The organism is Pantoea sp. C8B4, assembly GCF_051336905.1.
GTDB lineage: Bacteria > Pseudomonadota > Gammaproteobacteria > Enterobacterales > Enterobacteriaceae > Pantoea > Pantoea rwandensis_B.
This window is the reverse complement of record NZ_JBGMNK010000006.1, coordinates 101,157-119,398: the sequence shown is the minus strand read 5'-3', so window position 1 is coordinate 119,398 and position 18,242 is coordinate 101,157. Positions and strand designations below refer to the sequence as shown.

Below are 18,242 nucleotides of genomic sequence, written 5' to 3'. Positions count from 1 at the left end.
GGGGGGACGAGAGCAGCCAACGCCTCAGTAAACAAAAGGACCAAGGGGAAGACCGTTGCGGGATACAGCCTGACTTGGCCGGGTTTCAGCGCCTGGTGGCGCTTACCTCTCTACTTTCACGTGCTTCATAGTGAGTTTTAAGGAGTTCTCTATGGAAATAAAAGATCCAATGGTCGAGTTATTGAGTAGCCTTGAGCAGATTGTTTTGACACGTGATGCACAGCCTTCCGTATCAGAAATTACACTCAACGCAGTATCCGTTCCCGAGCCACAGCGTTTACGCGAAATGACCGGCATGCAGGTGGATGAGTTCGCCCGCGTGATGGGGGTGAGCGTTTCATCTGTAAAAAGTTGGGAGGCGCAACGCACGCGCCCATCCGCTACGGCACGTAAACTGATGAAACTGCTGCAAGCAAATCCCTATCTGGGACGGCAGTTACTCGAGTAAGAAGACTATCGGTTCTCTGACCCGCCTGCACGGCGGGTTTTTTTTAGCTTAATCCGCCGTATTTTGCCGCCTGTTTCACAAACCAACTCTCTGGGACGCTGTGTGGTGGCTGCGCCAGCTGATCAATGCCGTGTTGTATAATCTGCTCAGCCTGTTGCCACAATTGCGGGTTTCCCTCATTCAACAGTTGGATCTGTACCTTTTTCTCAATCAGGTAGATACGCGCAAAGTCGGGATCGAAATGCACAATGGCGCGGGTGTTATCGATGATATCGGCAAGCTTGATAGTTTGTGCATCGGGGCAGGCTTCGGCGGTATGGCGGAAGTGCGCCAGTTTGCGCGCGGCGCGGTTTTTCGCCTTGGGCTGCGCGCAGTCAGTCAGCATATCGACGAGCTTTGCGACGCGCGGACCAAAGTGGCTTTCAATGTCCTGTAAGGTGCTCGGGGTATCTTCAACGGTGTCATGCAGCCACGCGGCGGCAATCATCTGTTCATCATCGGTGACGCTGCGCACCAGTTCGGCCACCGCAGCCGGGTGCACAATGTAAGGTTCATCGGTGTATTTGCGACGCTGGCCCGCAGCAGCATGTGCCTGCGTGGCATAACGGCGCGCTTGCTCTTCCAGTGAATCACGCATCTTTCACGCTCCGGAATAAAGTTGCTTGCAATTATCTAGCGCGCTATCTATATTGAATCGCATGAACAGTAATCAAGATGACAAAAAAGTGCAGCAGATGCCACTCCAGGTTGATCAACATCTCTGCTTCGCGCTCTATTCCGCGAACCTCGCGATGCACAAAGTCTATCGCCAGCTGCTGGCTGAGCTGGAAATTACCTATCCGCAATATCTGGTGATGCTGGTGTTGTGGAAGCATGATGATGTGACAGTATCGGAGATTGGCGAGCAGCTGTTTCTTGATTCGGCCACCCTGACGCCGCTGTTAAAGCGTCTGGAGGTCGCAGGTTTGTTGCGCCGCCAGCGTTCGCGTCGGGATGAGCGCCAGGTAGTGGTGACACTGACGGATGAAGGCCGTGCGCTGCGTGAACGGGCACAAAGCATTCCCGAAGCGGTGCGCTGCGCTACTGCCTGCGACGATGACACATTGATTGCATTAAAAAATCAGCTCGACGATTTGCGCGCCAATCTCAACCGCGCCAAATAAAGTATGCCGGATGTCGTCAAGGCGGCATTCTGACTATCAATGTCAAAAACTGCGTATAGATATATAGTGCGCGATTATATAGTGAATAGTGAGGTTATCATGTCTTTAGATAAAGTTGTTTATACCGCAAAAGCCAAAGCCACTGGCGGCCGTGATGGTCGCGCGACTTCTTCTGACAATGTGCTGGATGTGAAACTGGGCGTACCAAAAGAGATGGGCGGCGCAGGCGGTGAAGTCACTAACCCAGAGCAGCTGTTCGCTGCGGGTTACTCAGCGTGCTTCCTGGGTGCGATGAAGTTCGTAGCGGGTCGCGACAAAATCACCATGCCGAAAGATGCGTGGATTGAAGGGGAAGTGGGTATTGGCCCAATCCCAACCGGTTTTGGTATTGAGGCCAAACTGAATATCCATCTGCCAGAAATGGATGCAGCAGAAGCGCAGAAGCTGGTGGATGCGGCACACATTGTTTGCCCGTACTCTAACGCTACCCGTGGAAATATTGATGTGACCCTGAACATCATTCGCTAAGGTCGCGGCCAGTTGAAAAAAGAGGCTCCGTCAGGGGCCTTTTATCATTTTATGGGGTCAGATCAATTATTGTCTGGTCTTACCATTGGTTAAATGTTCTACTGCTGCGCTGCATGCGCCTTCATTGCCGTTCCGGTTCAGATTCGTCCCGTTCCTGCTCGCTGCTTGCGCTTTTCTCGCTCACGGACGAACTCTATTGACTTTAAATAGTCACATTTAAGGTTGGTTTATTGACACCGGGTCAGGAATGAATAAGTAAATGAATTATATCAAAACGTTAACGCAGCAAAAGCTGTCGCTGTTGCTTGCGCTCTATCTCGGCATCTTGTTGAATTTGCCCATTTTTTATCGCCGATTTGACGGCTTCTTAACGAAATCCACGCTCTCTAACTGGCTTTCTGCGGTAGCCGAAGTGACGGCTGCGGTGTTGCTGACGTTTTTCCTGATGCGTCTGCTATCGCTGGGTGGTAAGTGGGTTTATCGCATCCTTGCCACTTTAACCGTGGTGATTTCCGTGGCTGCCGCCTATTACATGGCTTTCTTTAATGTGGTGATCGGCTACGGCATCGTGGCCTCAGTGATGACCACTGATGTCGATCTCTCTAAAGAAGTGGTCGGCATGCGCTTTGTGATTTGGATGGTGCTGGTCAGCGCGCTGCCGCTGCTGATGATTTGGCGCAATAGCCTCAGCCTGACTTTGATTGAGCAATTGAAAACGCCGGGTCAGCGTTTGAAGCCTGCGGTGATTATGCTGCTGAGCGTAGCGCTGGTGTGGTTGCCGATTCGCTATTTCGACAAACTGCAAAAAGTGAATGAAGAGATCACCAATATCGATTTGCCAAGCTACGGCGGGGTGGTGGCGCACTCGTATCTGCCTTCTAACTGGATTGCGGCGCTAGGGCTGTTTGCCTGGACCAAAGTTGATGAAGAGGTGGATGGAGCGGAGCTGCTCGATCCAGCGAAGAAGTTTACTTACGTGGCACCGCCAGGCATTGATGATACCTATGTGGTGTTTGTGATTGGCGAGACCACGCGCTGGGACCACATGGGTTTGCTGGGCTATGACCGCGATACCACGCCGAAGCTTTCTAAAGAGAAAAACCTGGTGGCGTTCCGTGGTGAGTCTTGTGATACCGCCACCAAATTGTCGCTGCGCTGCATGTTTGTGCGTGAAGGCGGCACCATGGATAACCCTGGCCGCACGCTGAAAGAGCAGAACGTTTTTGCCGTGATGAAGGAGCTGGGCTTTACTTCTGAGCTGTTCGCCATGCAGAGTGAAGTGTGGTTTTACGATAACGCCGATGTGAATAATTTCTCGTTCCGTGAGCAGATTGGTTCTGAGAAGCGTAATCAGGGTAAAGCGGTGGATGACATGCTGCTGGTGCCAGAACTGCAGGCTTCGCTGCAACGTTTCCCGAAAGGTAAGCATCTGGTGGTGTTGCACACTAAAGGTTCGCATTATCTTTATTCTCAGCGTTATCCGCGCAGCTTCGCACGTTATCAGCCGGAATGTATGGGCGTGGATGAGACCTGTAGCAAAGCGCAGTTGATCAATGCTTATGACAACTCGATTCTGTACGTCGATACCATGCTGGATAGCGTGCTCGATCAGCTACGTGATAAGAAGGCAATTGTGTTTTATGCCGCTGATCATGGTGAGTCGATCAGCGATAATATGCACTTGCACGGCACGCCGCGTGAGATGGCGCCGCCGGAGCAGTTCCGCGTGCCGATGATGGTTTGGGCCTCTGATAAATATCTTGAAGATCCCACCAACCGCAGTAACTTCGAGCGTTTGCAGGCGCAGCAGCGCGTAGGGAAAACCCATCGTCATGTTGAGTTGTTCGATACCATTTTAGGCTGCCTGGGTTACAGTTCGCCGGATGGCGGGATTAAAGCGGCGAATAACTGGTGTCAGGCACCCGCAGCGACGCCGGCTAAAGCGTTGTAAGGGTTTTCTGGAAGGTGTTGAGCGGCAGGGCTTTTTGCGGTGCTGCTTGCTTTCCAGGCGATCGGGCGGATTTTACGGAAAAGGGATTGACGCTCTCCGGGGGGAGCAGTAATATTCGCCCCCATCGGCGAGTAGCGCAGCTTGGTAGCGCAACTGGTTTGGGACCAGTGGGTCGGAGGTTCGAATCCTCTCTCGCCGACCATATTTGAAGAAACCTGCTTGAAAAAGCAGGTTTTTTTTCGTCTGTCGATCGTGGAATCGGTGCTATCAGGATGGAATATGCTCTTGTGCGGGGTTTCAGAAGCGGAACCGGTGCCGTCAGGAGTGAATACGGGGCCGCTGCGTAAAGTCGCTGTCTCGTCCCTGATCGCTCGACACACGCCATCCCTGGCGTGTAACGCTTTACTCCGTGGCCCCGCATTCCCTCCTTCGTTGGATTCTGTGTGTATTTTGGGACGCTGACATTCGGTTTTGTGTTTATTTCTCGTGGCGAAGTTGTTGATTCGGCGCGGGGGTTTAAACGCGGAACCGGTGCCGTCAGGAGTGAATACGGGGCCGCTGCGTAAAGTCGCTGTCTCGTCCCTGATCGCTCGACACACGCCATCCCTGGCGTGTAACGCTTTACTCCGCGGCCCCGTATTCCCTCCTTCATCTGATTCTGTGCGGGCTTTTGGAAGAGAACATTCGGTTCAGTGCGTGCTTTTGAAAGCTAGCATGTGGTTCTGTGCGTGCTGCTAAATGAAAACATGCTGCTGCTTATGAATGTGCTGCTTTTCAAAACAGCGGCACCCTTGCTGATGTGCGATGGGAAGGCGGTTCGGGGAGCAAAGCGTCCGCCGCAGGGACGCGGCGGCCGAGGCTACAGGGATGTATTTACGCCGTCTTTGCGATCGAACCGCCTTCCCTGAGCAACGCACCGTTTAAAAGCGATGATGTTTATACCTAACCTTCTAATTCACCCATCCCATCCAACAAATCATATTTACCCGCCATTATTCCAACTTTACCGACTCGACCCCTCGCGCAATCAACCCTGCACGCTTAATTCGCGACACATTCTTCTTATGACCGATTAATGCTTTTTGCTGATTTCTTATGCCATTACACCAGCATATTTCGCTGCCTGAACGTCATAACGCACGACGAATCGTTCAGTTATTCGACGTTTACCAATAACTTTTGTGTGTTTTTTAGCGGTGATAATCACTGTCATTTGGCTGCATAGCCAGACAATCACGCGGCATTGCGCGCTTTATCACCTTTTTAAATTTTGGCTCAGCGCAATAACCCTGTTTTTTATCGTTGCTTGCACTTACTCACACTCTGTGTAAATAACCCCACCTTGTATTGACGTTCTTTGCAACTGTTGACAAATTGATGCGTCAATAACATGCAGAGTAGGGCGATTCTGAGGAGCCATTGGCTATCGGATGACAAAATAAACCACTCGCATGCTGCCCGAACCGCATAAAAAAATTCAGAGGTCGGGCGACGCACACAACATCACATCACAATGGAGCAAAACATGATCAACTCCCTGGCTAAATCCAGGATGCTGAAGGTCGGTCTTAGCCTGATTGCTATGACTGTTGCCGCGGGTGTCCAGGCGAAAACCCTCGTATATTGTTCAGAAGGTTCGCCGGAGGGCTTCAACCCACAGCTCTTCACATCGGGTACCACTTACGATGCCAGCTCCGTGCCGATCTACAACCGCTTGGTTGAGTTCAAAACCGGTACTACCGAGCTGCAGCCGGGTCTGGCAGAAAAATGGGACGTTAGCGAAGATGGTAAAACCTATACCTTCCATCTGCGTAAAGGCGTGAAATGGCAAACCACCAAAGACTTTAAGCCAACTCGTACCTTCAACGCTGACGACGTCGTGTTCTCCTTCGAGCGCCAGCTCGACAAAAACAACAAGTACCACGGTGTTTCGGGCGGCAGCTACGAATACTTCGAAGGCATGGACATGCCTAAGCTGATCGAGAAAATCGAGAAAGTTGACGACTACACCGTACGCTTCACCCTGAGCCGTCCTGAAGCGCCGTTCATTGCCGACCTCGGCATGGACTTCGCCTCAATCCTGTCAAAAGAGTACGCTGACAACATGCTGAAAGCCGGCACGCCAGAGAAGCTGGATCTGAATCCAGTGGGCACCGGTCCATTCGTGCTGCAGCAATACCAGAAAGACTCGCGCATTCTGTATAAAGCGAACCCAGACTTCTGGGGCACCAAGCCGAAGATTGATCGTCTGGTGTTCTCTATCACCCCTGATGCTTCTGTGCGTTACGCCAAATTGCAGAAAGGTGAGTGCCAGGTGATGCCGTATCCAAACCCGGCTGACATCGCGAGCATGAAAAAAGATGACAAAATCAACCTGATGGAACAGCCTGGTCTGAACGTCGGTTACCTGTCATTCAACACCGAGAAAAAGCCGCTGGATAACGTGAAAGTGCGTCAGGCACTGACCATGGCGGTGAACAAACAAGCCATCATCGACGCTGTGTATCAGGGCGCTGGCCAGGCCGCGAAAAACCTGATCCCACCAACCATGTGGGGCTACAACGATGCGGTGAAAGACTATGCTTACGACCCTGCCAAGGCGAAAGAACTGCTGAAAGAAGCCGGCATGCCGGATGGTTTCTCCATCGACCTGTGGGCGATGCCGGTACAGCGTCCTTACAACCCGAACGCCCGTCGCATGGCGGAAATGGTTCAGGCTGACTGGGCGAAAATTGGCGTGAAAGCCAAGATCGTCACCTTCGAGTGGGGCGAGTACCTGAAACGCGCCAAAGCCGGTGAACACCAGACAGTCATGATGGGCTGGACCGGTGACAATGGGGATCCAGACAACTTCTTCGCCACCCTGTTTAGCTGTGCCGCCGCAAAAGACGGTTCTAACTACTCACGCTGGTGCTACAAGCCGTTTGAAGATCTGATTCAGCCTGCACGTGCTGAAGCCGATCACAACAAACGTATTGAGCTCTACAAACAGGCTCAGGTCGTGATGCATGACCAGGCTCCGGCGCTGATTATTGCTCACTCTACCGTGTATGAGCCGGTGAGCAAGAAAGTGACTGGCTATGTGGTTGATCCATTAGGTAAACATCACTTCGAAAACGTCGATATCCAGGAATAACCTTTCGGATTATCGCGGTCTGGGCCAGCGCTGCTGGCCCTCAGGCGGCACCTTTGCCGCCCGGTCTCCGCACTTTTTTTCCGGTTAATTTCTTATATACCCTCAATAATTCACGCTGGAGCAAGGCGGCAAGTTTGTGAGTCACCTGGAGCTTACTCAAGTAAGTGACTGGGGCGAGCAAATGAAGCCAACGCCGATGCAGCATGAAGTATGACGGGGATTTTGAAGCGCTTCTTGCGTCGCGATCGACTTTGTCGGCTGCGTGCTGTGAGCAATGTAGTCCCTGGCGGCAACGTCACGGGAAAATGACTGAGAATCCGGCTTATGCTGCAATTCATACTCCGACGTCTGGGCCTTGTCATCCCAACGTTTATCGGTATTACCTTACTGACCTTTGCGTTTGTCCATCTGATCCCCGGTGACCCGGTGCTGATCATGGCGGGCGAACGCGGTATCTCTCCTGAACGTCATGCCCAGCTGATGGCCCAATTTGGCCTCGACCAGCCAATGTGGAAACAGTACATCACCTACATCAATGGTGTGCTGCACGGCGATCTCGGCATCTCACTGAAAAGCCGCATTCCAGTCTGGGATGAATTCGTTCCTCGTTTTAAAGCCACGCTGGAACTCGGTATCTGCGCGATGATCTTCGCCATCGCCGTGGGCATTCCGGTGGGCGTGCTGGCGGCAGTTAAACGCGGTTCGGTGTTTGACCACACCGCAGTCGGTATTTCACTGACTGGCTACTCAATGCCGATTTTCTGGTGGGGCATCATGCTGATCATGCTGGTATCGGTGCAGCTCAATCTGACGCCGGTTTCGGGGCGTGTCAGTGACACCATCTTCCTCGACGACAGCCATCCACTCACCGGTTTTATGCTGATTGATACGCTGTTGTGGGGTGAAGAGGGCGATTTCAAAGATGCGGTGATGCACATGATTTTGCCGGCCATCGTGCTGGGGACTATCCCGCTGGCGGTGATCGTGCGTATGACACGCTCTTCAATGCTGGAAGTACTGGGTGAGGATTATATCCGTACCGCGCGCGCTAAAGGCCTGACGCGTATGCGCGTCATCGTGGTGCATGCGCTGCGTAACGCCATGCTGCCAGTGGTTACCGTGATCGGTCTGCAAGTCGGCACTTTGCTGGCGGGCGCGATTCTGACGGAAACCATCTTCTCGTGGCCGGGGCTCGGTCGCTGGCTGATCGAAGCATTGCAGCGTCGTGACTATCCGGTGGTGCAGGGCGGCGTGCTGCTGGTGGCGATTCTGATCATCGTGGTCAACCTGCTGGTTGATCTGTTGTACGGCGTGGTCAATCCGCGCATTCGACATAAGAAATAAGGGGGGCATCATGACAACTGTTGATCCCGCAAGCGTAAGCGCTGCACCTAAGCCGATGACCCCGATTCAGGAATTCTGGCACTACTTCAAACGTAATAAAGGCGCAGTGATTGGCCTGGTTTACATCATTCTGATGCTGCTGATCGCCATCTTCGCCGATGTGCTGGCGCCGCACGCGCCGTCAGAGCAGTTCCGTGATGCGCTGCTGCATCCGCCGGTGTGGCAGGATGGCGGCAGCTGGAAATTTATCTTTGGCACCGATGACGTAGGCCGTGATGTGCTGTCACGCCTGATGTTCGGTGCACGTTTATCGCTGCTGGTCGGCTGTCTGGTGGTGGTGCTGTCGTTGATCCTTGGCGTGGTGTTTGGCCTGATGGCGGGTTACCTCGGCGGCGTCGTCGATGCGGTAATCATGCGTCTGGTCGACATCATGTTGGCGCTGCCGAGTCTGCTGCTGGCATTGGTGCTGGTGGCGATCTTTGGTCCGTCGATTGTCAACGCCTCGCTGGCGATTACTTTCGTCGCGCTGCCGCACTATATCCGTCTGACGCGTGCAGCGGTGCTGGTGGAAGTGAACCGCGACTACGTCACCGCATCAAGCGTGGCGGGTGCCGGCACGCTGCGCCAGATGTTCGTCAATATTCTGCCTAACTGCCTGGCACCGCTGATCGTGCAGGCGTCATTAGGCTTCTCCAATGCCATCCTCGATATGGCGGCGTTGGGCTTTCTCGGAATGGGGGCGCAACCGCCAACGCCGGAGTGGGGCACCATGCTCTCCGACGTGTTGCAGTATGCGCAAAGTGCCTGGTGGGTAGTGACGTTCCCTGGTCTCGTCATCCTGCTCACCGTGCTGGCATTCAACCTCATGGGCGATGGTTTGCGTGATGCACTCGACCCGAAACTCAAGCAGTAAAGAGGCACCGAGATGGCACTATTAAATGTAGAAAAACTGTCGGTGCACTTCGGCGACGAAAAGACACCGTTCCGTGCAGTAGACCGTATCAGCTACCAGGTTGAACAAGGCCAGGTGGTGGGGATTGTGGGTGAATCCGGCTCTGGTAAGTCGGTCAGCTCGCTGGCGATCATGGGACTGATTGATTATCCCGGCCGCGTAATGGCGGAAAAGCTGGAGTTCAACCAGCGCGATTTGCAGAAGATCTCTGAGAAAGAGCGCCGCCAGTTGGTGGGCGCGGAAGTGGCGATGATCTTCCAGGACCCGATGACCAGCCTCAACCCGTGCTACACCGTGGGCTTCCAGATCATGGAAGCGCTGAAGGTGCATCAGGGCGGTAGCAAAAGCACGCGCCGTCAGCGTGCTATCGACTTGCTGGATCAGGTCGGTATTCCCGATCCGGCCTCTCGTCTGGATGTTTATCCGCATCAGCTGTCAGGCGGCATGAGCCAGCGCGTGATGATCGCCATGGCGATTGCCTGCAAACCCAAACTGCTGATTGCCGATGAACCGACGACGGCGCTGGATGTGACCATTCAGGCGCAAATCATCGAACTGCTGCTGGAGTTGCAGAAGCAGGAGAACATGGCGCTGATCCTGATTACCCACGATTTGGCGCTGGTGGCAGAAGCCGCGCAGCACATCATCGTGATGTACGCCGGCCAGGTCGTGGAGAGCGGTAAAGCGGTAGACATCTTTAAAGCGCCGCGTCATCCGTACACTCAGGCGTTGCTGCGTGCGCTGCCGGAGTTTGCCGCAGATAAAGCGCGTCTCGCTTCGCTGCCGGGTGTGGTGCCGGGCAAATATGACCGTCCAACCGGCTGTCTGCTCAATCCGCGCTGTCCGTATGTGACCGAACGCTGCCGTCGTGAAGAACCTGAACTGCGTGACATTCCGGGTCGCCAGTCTAAATGCCATTTCCCACTGGATGATGCCGGGAGACCGACTTATGAGTCTTAATAATACTCAGCAGGATTACCTGCTGCAGGCGATCGACCTGAAAAAACATTACCCGGTGAAGAAAGGGCTGTTTGGTCAGGAACGTCTGGTGAAAGCGCTGGATGGCGTGTCGTTCAACCTCGAACGCGGTAAAACGCTGGCGGTGGTGGGTGAATCGGGCTGTGGGAAATCCACGCTTGGCCGTTTGCTGACCATGATTGAGACGCCAACCGAAGGCCAGCTTTACTGGCACGGTCAGGATTTGCTGAAACACGATCCACAGGCGCAAAAACTGCGTCGTCAGAAAATCCAGATCGTGTTCCAGAACCCGTATGGCTCGCTTAACCCGCGCAAAAAAATCAGCCAGATTCTCGAAGAACCGCTGGTGATTAATACCTCACTGACTAAAGCGGAACGTCGCGAGAAAACACTGGAGATGATGGCGAAGGTGGGCCTGAAAACCGAGCATTACGATCGCTATCCACATATGTTTTCTGGTGGTCAGCGCCAACGTATCGCCATCGCGCGCGGTTTGATGCTCGATCCGGACGTGCTGATCGCCGATGAACCGGTTTCTGCGCTCGACGTTTCCGTGCGTGCGCAGGTGCTCAACCTGATGATGGATTTGCAGCAGGATTTGGGTTTGTCCTATGTGTTCATTTCTCATGATTTGTCGGTGGTGGAGCATATCGCTGACGAAGTGATGGTGATGTATTTAGGTCGCTGCGTTGAACGAGGCAGCAAAGAGGCCATTTTCAGTAATCCGCGTCATCCTTATACGCAGGCATTGCTGTCAGCCACGCCACGTTTGAATCCAGATGAGCGTCGTGAAAGGATTAAATTGACCGGTGAACTGCCCAGTCCACTTAATCCGCCGCCGGGCTGTGCGTTTAACGCGCGCTGCCGCCGCCGTTTTGGTACCTGCGTCCAGTTGCAGCCCAAACTGAAGCAATATGGCGAACAGCAAATTGCCTGTTTCGCGGTGGATCAGGACGAGAATCAGCCAGTGGGCGTGTAATTAACAACGCCAAAAATGAATAAAGGCTCCTGCGGGAGCCTTTATTTTTTCCTGCGTTATACTTCAGGGATGCTAACGCGAAAAATGTTTCTGCCGGAAGCGCCTGAAAATGTATTACTCCAGTGCATCAGTAATCGATTGGTCCTGATTAGGGGTTAAATCGTTAAGGCAAATTCTGAATAGCGTCAGGATTATGTGAGCATAATCACGCACCTGTTAAATCCGCAACTTGAACCACTTCTGCTTCATATCAGTAGCTTAGGTGAATGTTTTTGTCGTTATTATTTCAGTTAATCGATATTAATAAATCTCCGGCCTTAAATATCTGCACGCTTTTTGCATTGCCAGATTTTCAATCATATTGATAAAAGTCTTTTGTTGAATACGCCGTTTTTGTAATCAGAATTCCCTCACTCTCTTTTAATGTGTGTGATATATTCGCGGAAAATTCCCTCCCGCTTTTACAGGCTCTGATCATGAAGAATTACGACGATCTGCAGCGTTTTAAAGAAAAGACCAAAACGCTTGATATCGCTTTTAAGGATATGTCTGGGCAATCGCAGGAAGCGGATCACAGCCAGTGGGCGATCATCCGCCAATTAGCGACCGATAATGAGCCTGAGTTAGGCAGCGGCCAGCGTATTGACCTGCCACAGCCGCAGCCGATTCGCGGTGATGAGTTCAGCGCACCCGCTGCTGCACCGGCGGCAATTTCACCTGCGGCCAGCACTTCACGCGGTTCGATTCTCGACAGCCTGGCGGCCACTGCGCCTGCAGAACCTGCGCCAGCCACGCCGCCTGCGGGAGTCTCGTCTCTCTTCCCGCCTGCACCAGCGGCTAAACCGGCGCCCTCTGTGATCTCACAGGCACCGAAAGCGACCCACGTTGAGCGTCAGGCCACGACGTCGCTGTTTCCACCGCCGCCAGCGAAACCGGCTGCTGCACCTTTATCTGCATCCGCACCTATCGCTGCGGTACCTGCAGCGACGCCGGTTCCCGCACCTGTAGCAAACCCTGCTCCAGCGCCTTTAGCCGCACCGATTGCCGCGACATCGGCTGAAGCGCCGCAGGCTGCAACAACGTTCAGTGCACCCGCGTCTACCTTTGCCGCTCCGGTTGAACCGGCGCGTCCGGCAGCTTCTGCACCCTCTCGTTTTGGTGCCCTGTTCCGCTCGCGTGCGACGGAACCTGCTAATCTATCGAAAGAAACACCCTTAAAACCGCTATTGGAGAAGATTGCGCTATGCCGTTAGTTTGTGTGTGCTCGCCAAAAGGGGGAGTAGGGAAAACCACCATGGCGGCCAACCTTGCATGGAGCCTGGCTCGCGCTGGCAGCAAGGTGTTGGCAATCGATTTCGATGTCCAGAACGCATTGCGCCTGCATTTTGGTGTGCCGCTGCACGATGGTCGCGGCTTTGTTGCGCGCTCTGAAGAGCAGGCCGACTGGAGCCAATCCATCCTCACCACCGGCGGTAATATTTTCGTCATGCCTTATGGCGATGTGACCGAAGATCAGCGTGAGCGTTTTGAAGAGAACCTGATTAAAGATCCGCATTTCCTGCGTCGCGGTTTGGACACGGTTTTAAATTATCCGGGACTGGTCATTATTGCCGATTTCCCGCCAGGCCCAGGTCCGGCACTTAAAGCCATGGCCGCTTTGGCCGATATGCATTTAGTGGTGATGCTGGCAGATACCGCCTCGGTCTCTTTACTACCGCAAATTGAAAATGACCGCATGATAGGTCAGCCACTCAATAATAAGCGTGGTCATTATTTCGTACTTAACCAAAGTGACAATCGCCGCAATATTAGCCGTGAAGTCACAGGATTTATGCAGCAGCGTTTGGGCGAGAATTTATTAGGCGTGGTGCATCGTGATGAAAGCGTCGCGGAAGCCAATGCTTCACAACAATCAGTTTATGATTTCAGCCCGGCATCAGCCGCAGCCTTTGATATCGAACTGGTGGCGAAGCGCGTAGCCAATATCCTGAATATTACCGTGGGTAACGGTGAAGTTCAGGCACCTATCCGCAGCCATTATTAATCGCCAGGCATTTGCCTGGCGGTATTAGCAATAATAACAACACAGCTTCTTTAGGGTGAATCATGAGTAAACTCGGGTTTTACCTGCTGCTGCTGGTGCTTGCACCTGTGGCTGCGGTAATCGTCATCACGCCTATGGACAGCCAAAAACAATATATTTTTGGCTTAATCAGCATCGGGATGATGTTTTTACTGGGCTTCAGCAAAAGCCGCAAAATAACCGTCATCATGGTTATCCTTTCTGCGCTGATGTCGACCCGATATATCTGGTGGCGCACCACGGAGACGCTACAGTTTAATTCCGAGATTGAAGCGATTCTCGGTATCGGCTTATATCTGGCCGAACTGTATGTCTGGCTGATTCTGATTCTCGGCTTCCTGCAGACTACCTGGCCATTAAAACGCACCATTGAACCGTTGCCGGACGATACCAGCCTGTGGCCCACTGTCGACGTCTATGTCCCGACTTATAACGAAAGCCTCGACGTTGTCCGTGATACCGTTTTGGCGGCCCAGTGTATTGATTATCCGCGTGACAAACTCAAGGTCTATTTGCTGGATGATGGCAAGCGCAGTGAGTTTGCGGTTTTTGCCGCCGATGTGGGCGTGGGCTATATCACCCGTGACGACAACAGCCATGCGAAAGCCGGTAACCTCAACCATGCGATGAAAATCACCAAGGGTGAGCTGATCTGCATCTTTGACTGTGACCACGTGGCCACGCGTACTTTCCTGCAGGCGACCGTCGGTCCGTTCCTGAACGATCCCAAGCTGGCGCTGTTGCAGACGCCACACTATTTCTATTCACCGGACCCGTTTGAACGTAACTTGCGTGCGGCGCGGACGATCCCGAACGAAGGGGCTTTGTTCTACGGCCCGGTTCAGCAGGGTAACGACAACTGGAACGCGACCTTCTTCTGCGGTTCCTGTGCGGTGATTCGTCGCAGCGCGCTGGAAGAGATTGGTGGATTTGCGGTGGAAACCGTGACCGAAGATGCGCACACCGCATTGAAAATGCAGCGTCTGGGCTGGGGGTCTGCCTTCCTGGCGATTCCGCTGGCTGCGGGTCTGGCAACTGAGCGTCTCGGTCTGCACGTGGTTCAGCGTAACCGCTGGGCACGTGGCATGACGCAGATCTTCCGAGTGGATAATCCGCTGTTTGGCCGTGGTCTGAAATGGCAGCAGCGCCTCTGCTACCTCAACGCCATGCTGCACTTCCAGTTCGGTCTGCCGCGCGTAGCATTCCTGACCGCGCCGCTGGCCTACCTGCTGTTCAACCTGAACATCATTCACTCGTCGGCGTCGCTGATCTTCGCCTACGTATTGCCGCATTTGGTGATGTCGCTGTACGTCAACTCCCGCATGAACGGCAAGTTCCGTTACACCTTCTGGGGTGAAATCTACGAAACCGTAATGTGCTTCCACCTCGTGATCCCGACGTTGCTGACCATGCTGGCACCTAAGCGCGGTAAATTTAACGTAACGGATAAAGGGGGCTTGCTGGATCAGGGCTTCTTCGATTTCCATATCGTCCGCCCCCATGTGATTGTCGCGGTACTGCTGACCATTGGTATCGTCGCGGGTGTGGTACGTGCAACGGCACATGATTACTTCGGTGTTGACCCTTATGTTATCGCCCTCAACGTCGGCTGGGCGGTGTTCAGCCTGATCATCCTGATGGCGGCGATTGCCGTGGCGCGCGAAACCAAGCAGGTACGTAAAACCATTCGTATCGAAGTGCAGATTCCGGCGGTGATTCACTACGCCAGCGGTATCTCATCACGCACCCAAACCAGCGACCTGTCGATGGGCGGCGCGCAACTGGATGCGCCGGACAATCGTCATGAGCATGATGAAATTGAAGAGATTGACCTGCTGCTGAAATCCGGTGCCATCACTATTCCGGTGAGCAAAATCTCCGGCGATGAAGAGACCATTCGTCTGCGCTTTGGGGATATGCCGCTATCGCGTCGTCGTGAGCTGGTGCGTGTGGTACTGGCGCGCGCCGATGCGTGGATCCAGCCCGAGTATAAGCAGGACAACCCGCTGGTATCGCTGGGCACCATTATTCGTACCGTATTTGAGCTGTTCTGGCTGACCTGGAAAGATCGCCGTGAGAAGCGTAAGCGTGACAACCAGTCGGCAGTGAAAGAGGACAGCGCAGTATGAAGAATTTGACGCAAACGTTGCTGGCAAGCTCGCTGGCGACGGCGCTGATGCTCGCCCCGGCCTGGGCAGAAACCCCTTCGGTAACGCAGGATAGTTCGGCCTTGTCCAATGTGCCGCCACCGCAAGGCATCCAGAGTGAAGCGGATGCCCAGTTGCAGCAGGCGGCGGGTGCGACACCGTATGTGCCCACTGAAAATGCACCAGCGACTGAAAATAGTGCCCCGGCTGCGACGGATATGCCAGCAGCCAACGCCACAAACCCGGCTGCACCAGAGGCGGAGCTGCCTGCTACCACGCCAGCGCCAGAGATGGTGCTGCCTGAGGTGGCACCTGCGGCATCAGTCGCCGCACCCGTGGTTTCCGCTTCTGCGATGCTCAATCAACCTATCAGCAGCACCATTTCCGTGGCGCAGATGGGCCAGCCGCAGGGCATCACCTTAACGGGCGGTCAGCTGCAATCGGGTATCTTGTTTACTCTGCCGAGCGATGAAGTGATCACCAACGCGCGCCTGAATTTGTCACTGCGCGTTTCAGCAGCACTGGCAGCGCGTAATACCTCGTTGCAGCTGATGCTGAACGGTCAGCCGCTGGGCACCTTGCCACTGGGATCGAGCGACAGTGATGTCAGCGACTATCAGCTGGATATTCCGGCGGCGATGGTGGTTTCAAGCAACAACCTCAGCTTCAAAATTAACGATGCCGACAAGCTGCTGTGCGAAAAAGAGAGTGCGCAGCAGTATCAGGTCTCCATCCTGCCGAAAACCACGCTGAGCCTCGAAGGCCAGCAGTTGAATATCGGCACCAGCCTGCGCAACTTCCCGCGTCCGTTTATGGATGCGCAGCGTATGACGCCAGCCAGCGTGACCTTTGGCTTTGCCGCCAATGCCACGCCGGACAGCATCAGCGCGGCGGCGTTAGTGGCATCATGGATGGGTATTCAATCGGACTATCGCGGCATTCGTTTCCCGGTGGTGCGTGGCGATCTGCCTGAGCACAACGGCATTTTGATTGGCCATCCCGGTGAGAAGATCGGTTCTGTGACTTTGCCTGCCGCCAACGGGCCGCTGTTGCAGGTGATTGATAACCCGAACAACCCGGTTTACAAACTGCTGTTAGTGGTCGGCGCGGATGATGCTCAGCTGCGTCAGGCGGCCAACCGTTTGACCACGCAACCGCTGGCGACCGATGCCAGCAGTCTGAATGTGCAGCCGCAGCCGATTGGCCTGCGTAAGCCGTATGACGCGCCGCGCTGGATCAACACCAGCCGCCCGGTGCGCTTGAGCGAGCTGCTGCGTAAAGATCAGAGTCTGACCACCACCGGCATCTGGCACGATGCGCTGAGCGTGAACTTCCGCGCGGCACCCGATTTGTTCATGTGGGATGGCGACACCATTCCGGTCGAGCTGCACTACCGCTTCCCGTCGGAAAGCTGGATTGATGAGAACAAATCGTTCCTCAACGTGATGCTTAACGGCACCTTCCTGCGCAACCTGACCGTAAACAAAGTCGGCTTGCTGGAGAGCGCCTGGCATCGTCTGGGCGGCGACGCCCGTCAGGAGCACTACACCCTGAAGCTGGAGCCGTATCTGATTTACGGTGATAACCAGCTGGCGCTGTACTTCAACATCAAACCGAAAGCGGACGCGCCCTGTGGTGTGTTGCTCAATAACAACATCAAGAGCCGCATCGAAGATGATTCGTGGATCGATCTGAGCCACACGCGTCACTTCACCATGCTGCCGAACCTGTCGTACTTCGTTGGCGCATCGTTCCCGTTCTCGCGTCTGGCGGACTTCTCGCAGACCACCTTGCTGCTGCCAGAAAAACCGACCGATGCGGAGATCTCCACGCTGCTGGATATGTCTTCACGTGCGGGTAACGCGACCGGTGTACCGCTGGTGCAGAACCAGGTGCTGTTTGGCTTGCCAAATGGTGGCACTAACCTGACACGCCTGCAGGACAGCGATCTGCTGGCGGTGAGCACCACACAGAACAGTGAATTCAATCAGCAGATGCTGGCTAACACGCCTTATCAGACCAGCGGTAATACGTTGGGCGTGAAAGATCCGACGACCTGGGACAAGCTGCGTGGCTGGCTGACCGGCGACTGGAATCTTCAGCAGTTGGATGCCGATCGTTACTTCTCCTCCAACGAAGCGTGGCGTGGCTTTGTCAGCTACCGCTCGCCGTGGAATGCCGATCGTCTGGTGGTGATGACGGTGGCAACCAGCGATCAACAGCTGCTGCGTTTGCATGAAGATCTCAACTCGGCGCGCATTAACGCGGGCATTCGTGGCGATACCGCCATCATCACCGATGAAAACGGTATCCGCAGTTTCCGCGTCGGCCCACAGTTCCCGAGTGGCGAAATGCCGTGGTACATGATGGTGGTGTGGTATGCCAACCAGCACTCGGTGCTGATGGCGCTGGCGGCTCTGTTGCTGGCAACGCTGGTCGGCGGTAGCGCATGGGCGATGCTGAAGCGTCATGCATGGCGACGCCTCAACCCGAAAGCTGATAGCAAGTCCGGCAAGAAGTAAGGATAAAAACA

14 protein-coding genes and 1 tRNA gene are annotated in these 18,242 nt (G+C 54.2%); 14 read left to right on the top strand and 1 reads right to left on the bottom strand.

The genetic code is table 11. The features are described from left to right. Positions 1–151 precede the first annotated feature (151 nt). Positions 152–448, top strand: coding sequence for an HTH-type transcriptional regulator (locus ACCW76_RS09840; protein WP_034827767.1), 297 nt, complete (start codon positions 152–154; stop codon positions 446–448). A 43-nt stretch (positions 449–491) separates the two neighbouring features. Here ACCW76_RS09840 and ACCW76_RS09835 read toward each other — a convergent pair whose 3' ends face one another. Further along, on the bottom strand, positions 492–1,085 hold the full coding sequence (locus ACCW76_RS09835; RefSeq protein ID WP_436338435.1) for an HD domain-containing protein: 594 nt from the start codon (positions 1,083–1,085) through the stop codon (positions 492–494). A gap of 61 nt (positions 1,086–1,146) precedes the next feature. On the opposite strand from ACCW76_RS09835, the gene ACCW76_RS09830 reads away from it, so the two are divergent. The 13 genes from ACCW76_RS09830 (at position 1,147) to bcsB (ending at position 18,231) form a co-directional block, all read left to right on the top strand. Beyond that, positions 1,147–1,611, top strand: a complete 465-nt coding sequence (locus tag ACCW76_RS09830; protein ID WP_436338434.1) for a MarR family winged helix-turn-helix transcriptional regulator — start codon at positions 1,147–1,149, stop codon at positions 1,609–1,611. 99 nt (positions 1,612–1,710) lie between these two features. Next, positions 1,711–2,139 (top strand): organic hydroperoxide resistance protein, encoded by a 429-nt coding sequence (locus ACCW76_RS09825; RefSeq protein WP_038643852.1) that lies wholly within the window; start codon positions 1,711–1,713, stop codon positions 2,137–2,139. Positions 2,140–2,398: 259 nt separating this feature from the next. Continuing rightward, complete coding sequence (gene eptB, locus ACCW76_RS09820; RefSeq protein ID WP_436338433.1) at positions 2,399–4,090, top strand: kdo(2)-lipid A phosphoethanolamine 7''-transferase; 1,692 nt, start codon at positions 2,399–2,401, stop codon at positions 4,088–4,090. Between the two features lie 125 nt (positions 4,091–4,215). Continuing rightward, positions 4,216–4,292 (top strand) — tRNA-Pro (locus ACCW76_RS09815). 1,323 nt (positions 4,293–5,615) lie between these two features. Continuing rightward, on the top strand, positions 5,616–7,226 hold the full coding sequence (gene dppA / locus ACCW76_RS09810) for a dipeptide ABC transporter periplasmic-binding protein DppA (RefSeq protein ID WP_045815022.1): 1,611 nt from the start codon (positions 5,616–5,618) through the stop codon (positions 7,224–7,226). A 324-nt stretch (positions 7,227–7,550) separates the two neighbouring features. After that, positions 7,551–8,570, top strand: a complete 1,020-nt coding sequence (gene dppB, locus ACCW76_RS09805; RefSeq protein ID WP_045833189.1) for a dipeptide ABC transporter permease DppB — start codon at positions 7,551–7,553, stop codon at positions 8,568–8,570. Between the two features lie 10 nt (positions 8,571–8,580). Then, positions 8,581–9,483, top strand: coding sequence for a dipeptide ABC transporter permease DppC (gene dppC / locus ACCW76_RS09800; RefSeq protein ID WP_436338432.1), 903 nt, complete (start codon positions 8,581–8,583; stop codon positions 9,481–9,483). Positions 9,484–9,495: 12 nt separating this feature from the next. Beyond that, the gene (dppD, locus tag ACCW76_RS09795) at positions 9,496–10,482 is read left to right on the top strand and encodes a dipeptide ABC transporter ATP-binding protein (protein ID WP_038643846.1); all 987 of its coding nucleotides are present in this window, start codon (positions 9,496–9,498) and stop codon (positions 10,480–10,482) included. Next, the gene (gene dppF / locus ACCW76_RS09790) at positions 10,472–11,479 is read left to right on the top strand and encodes a dipeptide ABC transporter ATP-binding subunit DppF (protein ID WP_200538360.1); all 1,008 of its coding nucleotides are present in this window, start codon (positions 10,472–10,474) and stop codon (positions 11,477–11,479) included. The genes dppD and dppF overlap by 11 nt, the downstream gene beginning before the upstream one ends. A 476-nt stretch (positions 11,480–11,955) precedes the next feature. Next, complete coding sequence (bcsO, locus tag ACCW76_RS09785; protein ID WP_436338431.1) at positions 11,956–12,732, top strand: cellulose biosynthesis protein BcsO; 777 nt, start codon at positions 11,956–11,958, stop codon at positions 12,730–12,732. Continuing rightward, entirely contained in the window at positions 12,723–13,523 is an 801-nt protein-coding gene (gene bcsQ, locus ACCW76_RS09780; RefSeq protein ID WP_034827788.1) for a cellulose biosynthesis protein BcsQ, read from the top strand. Before bcsO ends, bcsQ begins: the two co-directional genes overlap by 10 nt. 62 nt (positions 13,524–13,585) lie before the next feature. Next, on the top strand, positions 13,586–15,691 hold the full coding sequence (gene bcsA / locus ACCW76_RS09775) for a UDP-forming cellulose synthase catalytic subunit (RefSeq protein ID WP_052696614.1): 2,106 nt from the start codon (positions 13,586–13,588) through the stop codon (positions 15,689–15,691). Then, the gene (bcsB, locus tag ACCW76_RS09770; protein ID WP_436338430.1) at positions 15,688–18,231 is read left to right on the top strand and encodes a cellulose biosynthesis cyclic di-GMP-binding regulatory protein BcsB; all 2,544 of its coding nucleotides are present in this window, start codon (positions 15,688–15,690) and stop codon (positions 18,229–18,231) included. Before bcsA ends, bcsB begins: the two co-directional genes overlap by 4 nt. Positions 18,232–18,242 lie beyond the last annotated feature (11 nt).

Bases quoted from the DNA above. Each gene is read 5' to 3' on its own strand.
- dppD (WP_038643846.1), top strand. From the start codon at position 9,496: ATGGCACTATTAAATGTAGAAAAACTGTCGGTGCACTTCGGCGACGAA.
- eptB (WP_436338433.1), top strand. From the start codon at position 2,399: ATGAATTATATCAAAACGTTAACGCAGCAAAAGCTGTCGCTGTTGCTT.
- dppC (WP_436338432.1), top strand. From the start codon at position 8,581: ATGACAACTGTTGATCCCGCAAGCGTAAGCGCTGCACCTAAGCCGATG.
- ACCW76_RS09825 (WP_038643852.1), top strand. From the start codon at position 1,711: ATGTCTTTAGATAAAGTTGTTTATACCGCAAAAGCCAAAGCCACTGGC.
- ACCW76_RS09835 (WP_436338435.1), bottom strand. From the start codon at position 1,085: ATGCGTGATTCACTGGAAGAGCAAGCGCGCCGTTATGCCACGCAGGCA.
- bcsA (WP_052696614.1), top strand. From the start codon at position 13,586: ATGAGTAAACTCGGGTTTTACCTGCTGCTGCTGGTGCTTGCACCTGTG.
- ACCW76_RS09840 (WP_034827767.1), top strand. From the start codon at position 152: ATGGAAATAAAAGATCCAATGGTCGAGTTATTGAGTAGCCTTGAGCAG.
- dppF (WP_200538360.1), top strand. From the start codon at position 10,472: ATGAGTCTTAATAATACTCAGCAGGATTACCTGCTGCAGGCGATCGAC.
- bcsO (WP_436338431.1), top strand. From the start codon at position 11,956: ATGAAGAATTACGACGATCTGCAGCGTTTTAAAGAAAAGACCAAAACG.
- bcsB (WP_436338430.1), top strand. From the start codon at position 15,688: ATGAAGAATTTGACGCAAACGTTGCTGGCAAGCTCGCTGGCGACGGCG.
- dppB (WP_045833189.1), top strand. From the start codon at position 7,551: ATGCTGCAATTCATACTCCGACGTCTGGGCCTTGTCATCCCAACGTTT.
- ACCW76_RS09830 (WP_436338434.1), top strand. From the start codon at position 1,147: ATGAACAGTAATCAAGATGACAAAAAAGTGCAGCAGATGCCACTCCAG.
- bcsQ (WP_034827788.1), top strand. From the start codon at position 12,723: ATGCCGTTAGTTTGTGTGTGCTCGCCAAAAGGGGGAGTAGGGAAAACC.
- dppA (WP_045815022.1), top strand. From the start codon at position 5,616: ATGATCAACTCCCTGGCTAAATCCAGGATGCTGAAGGTCGGTCTTAGC.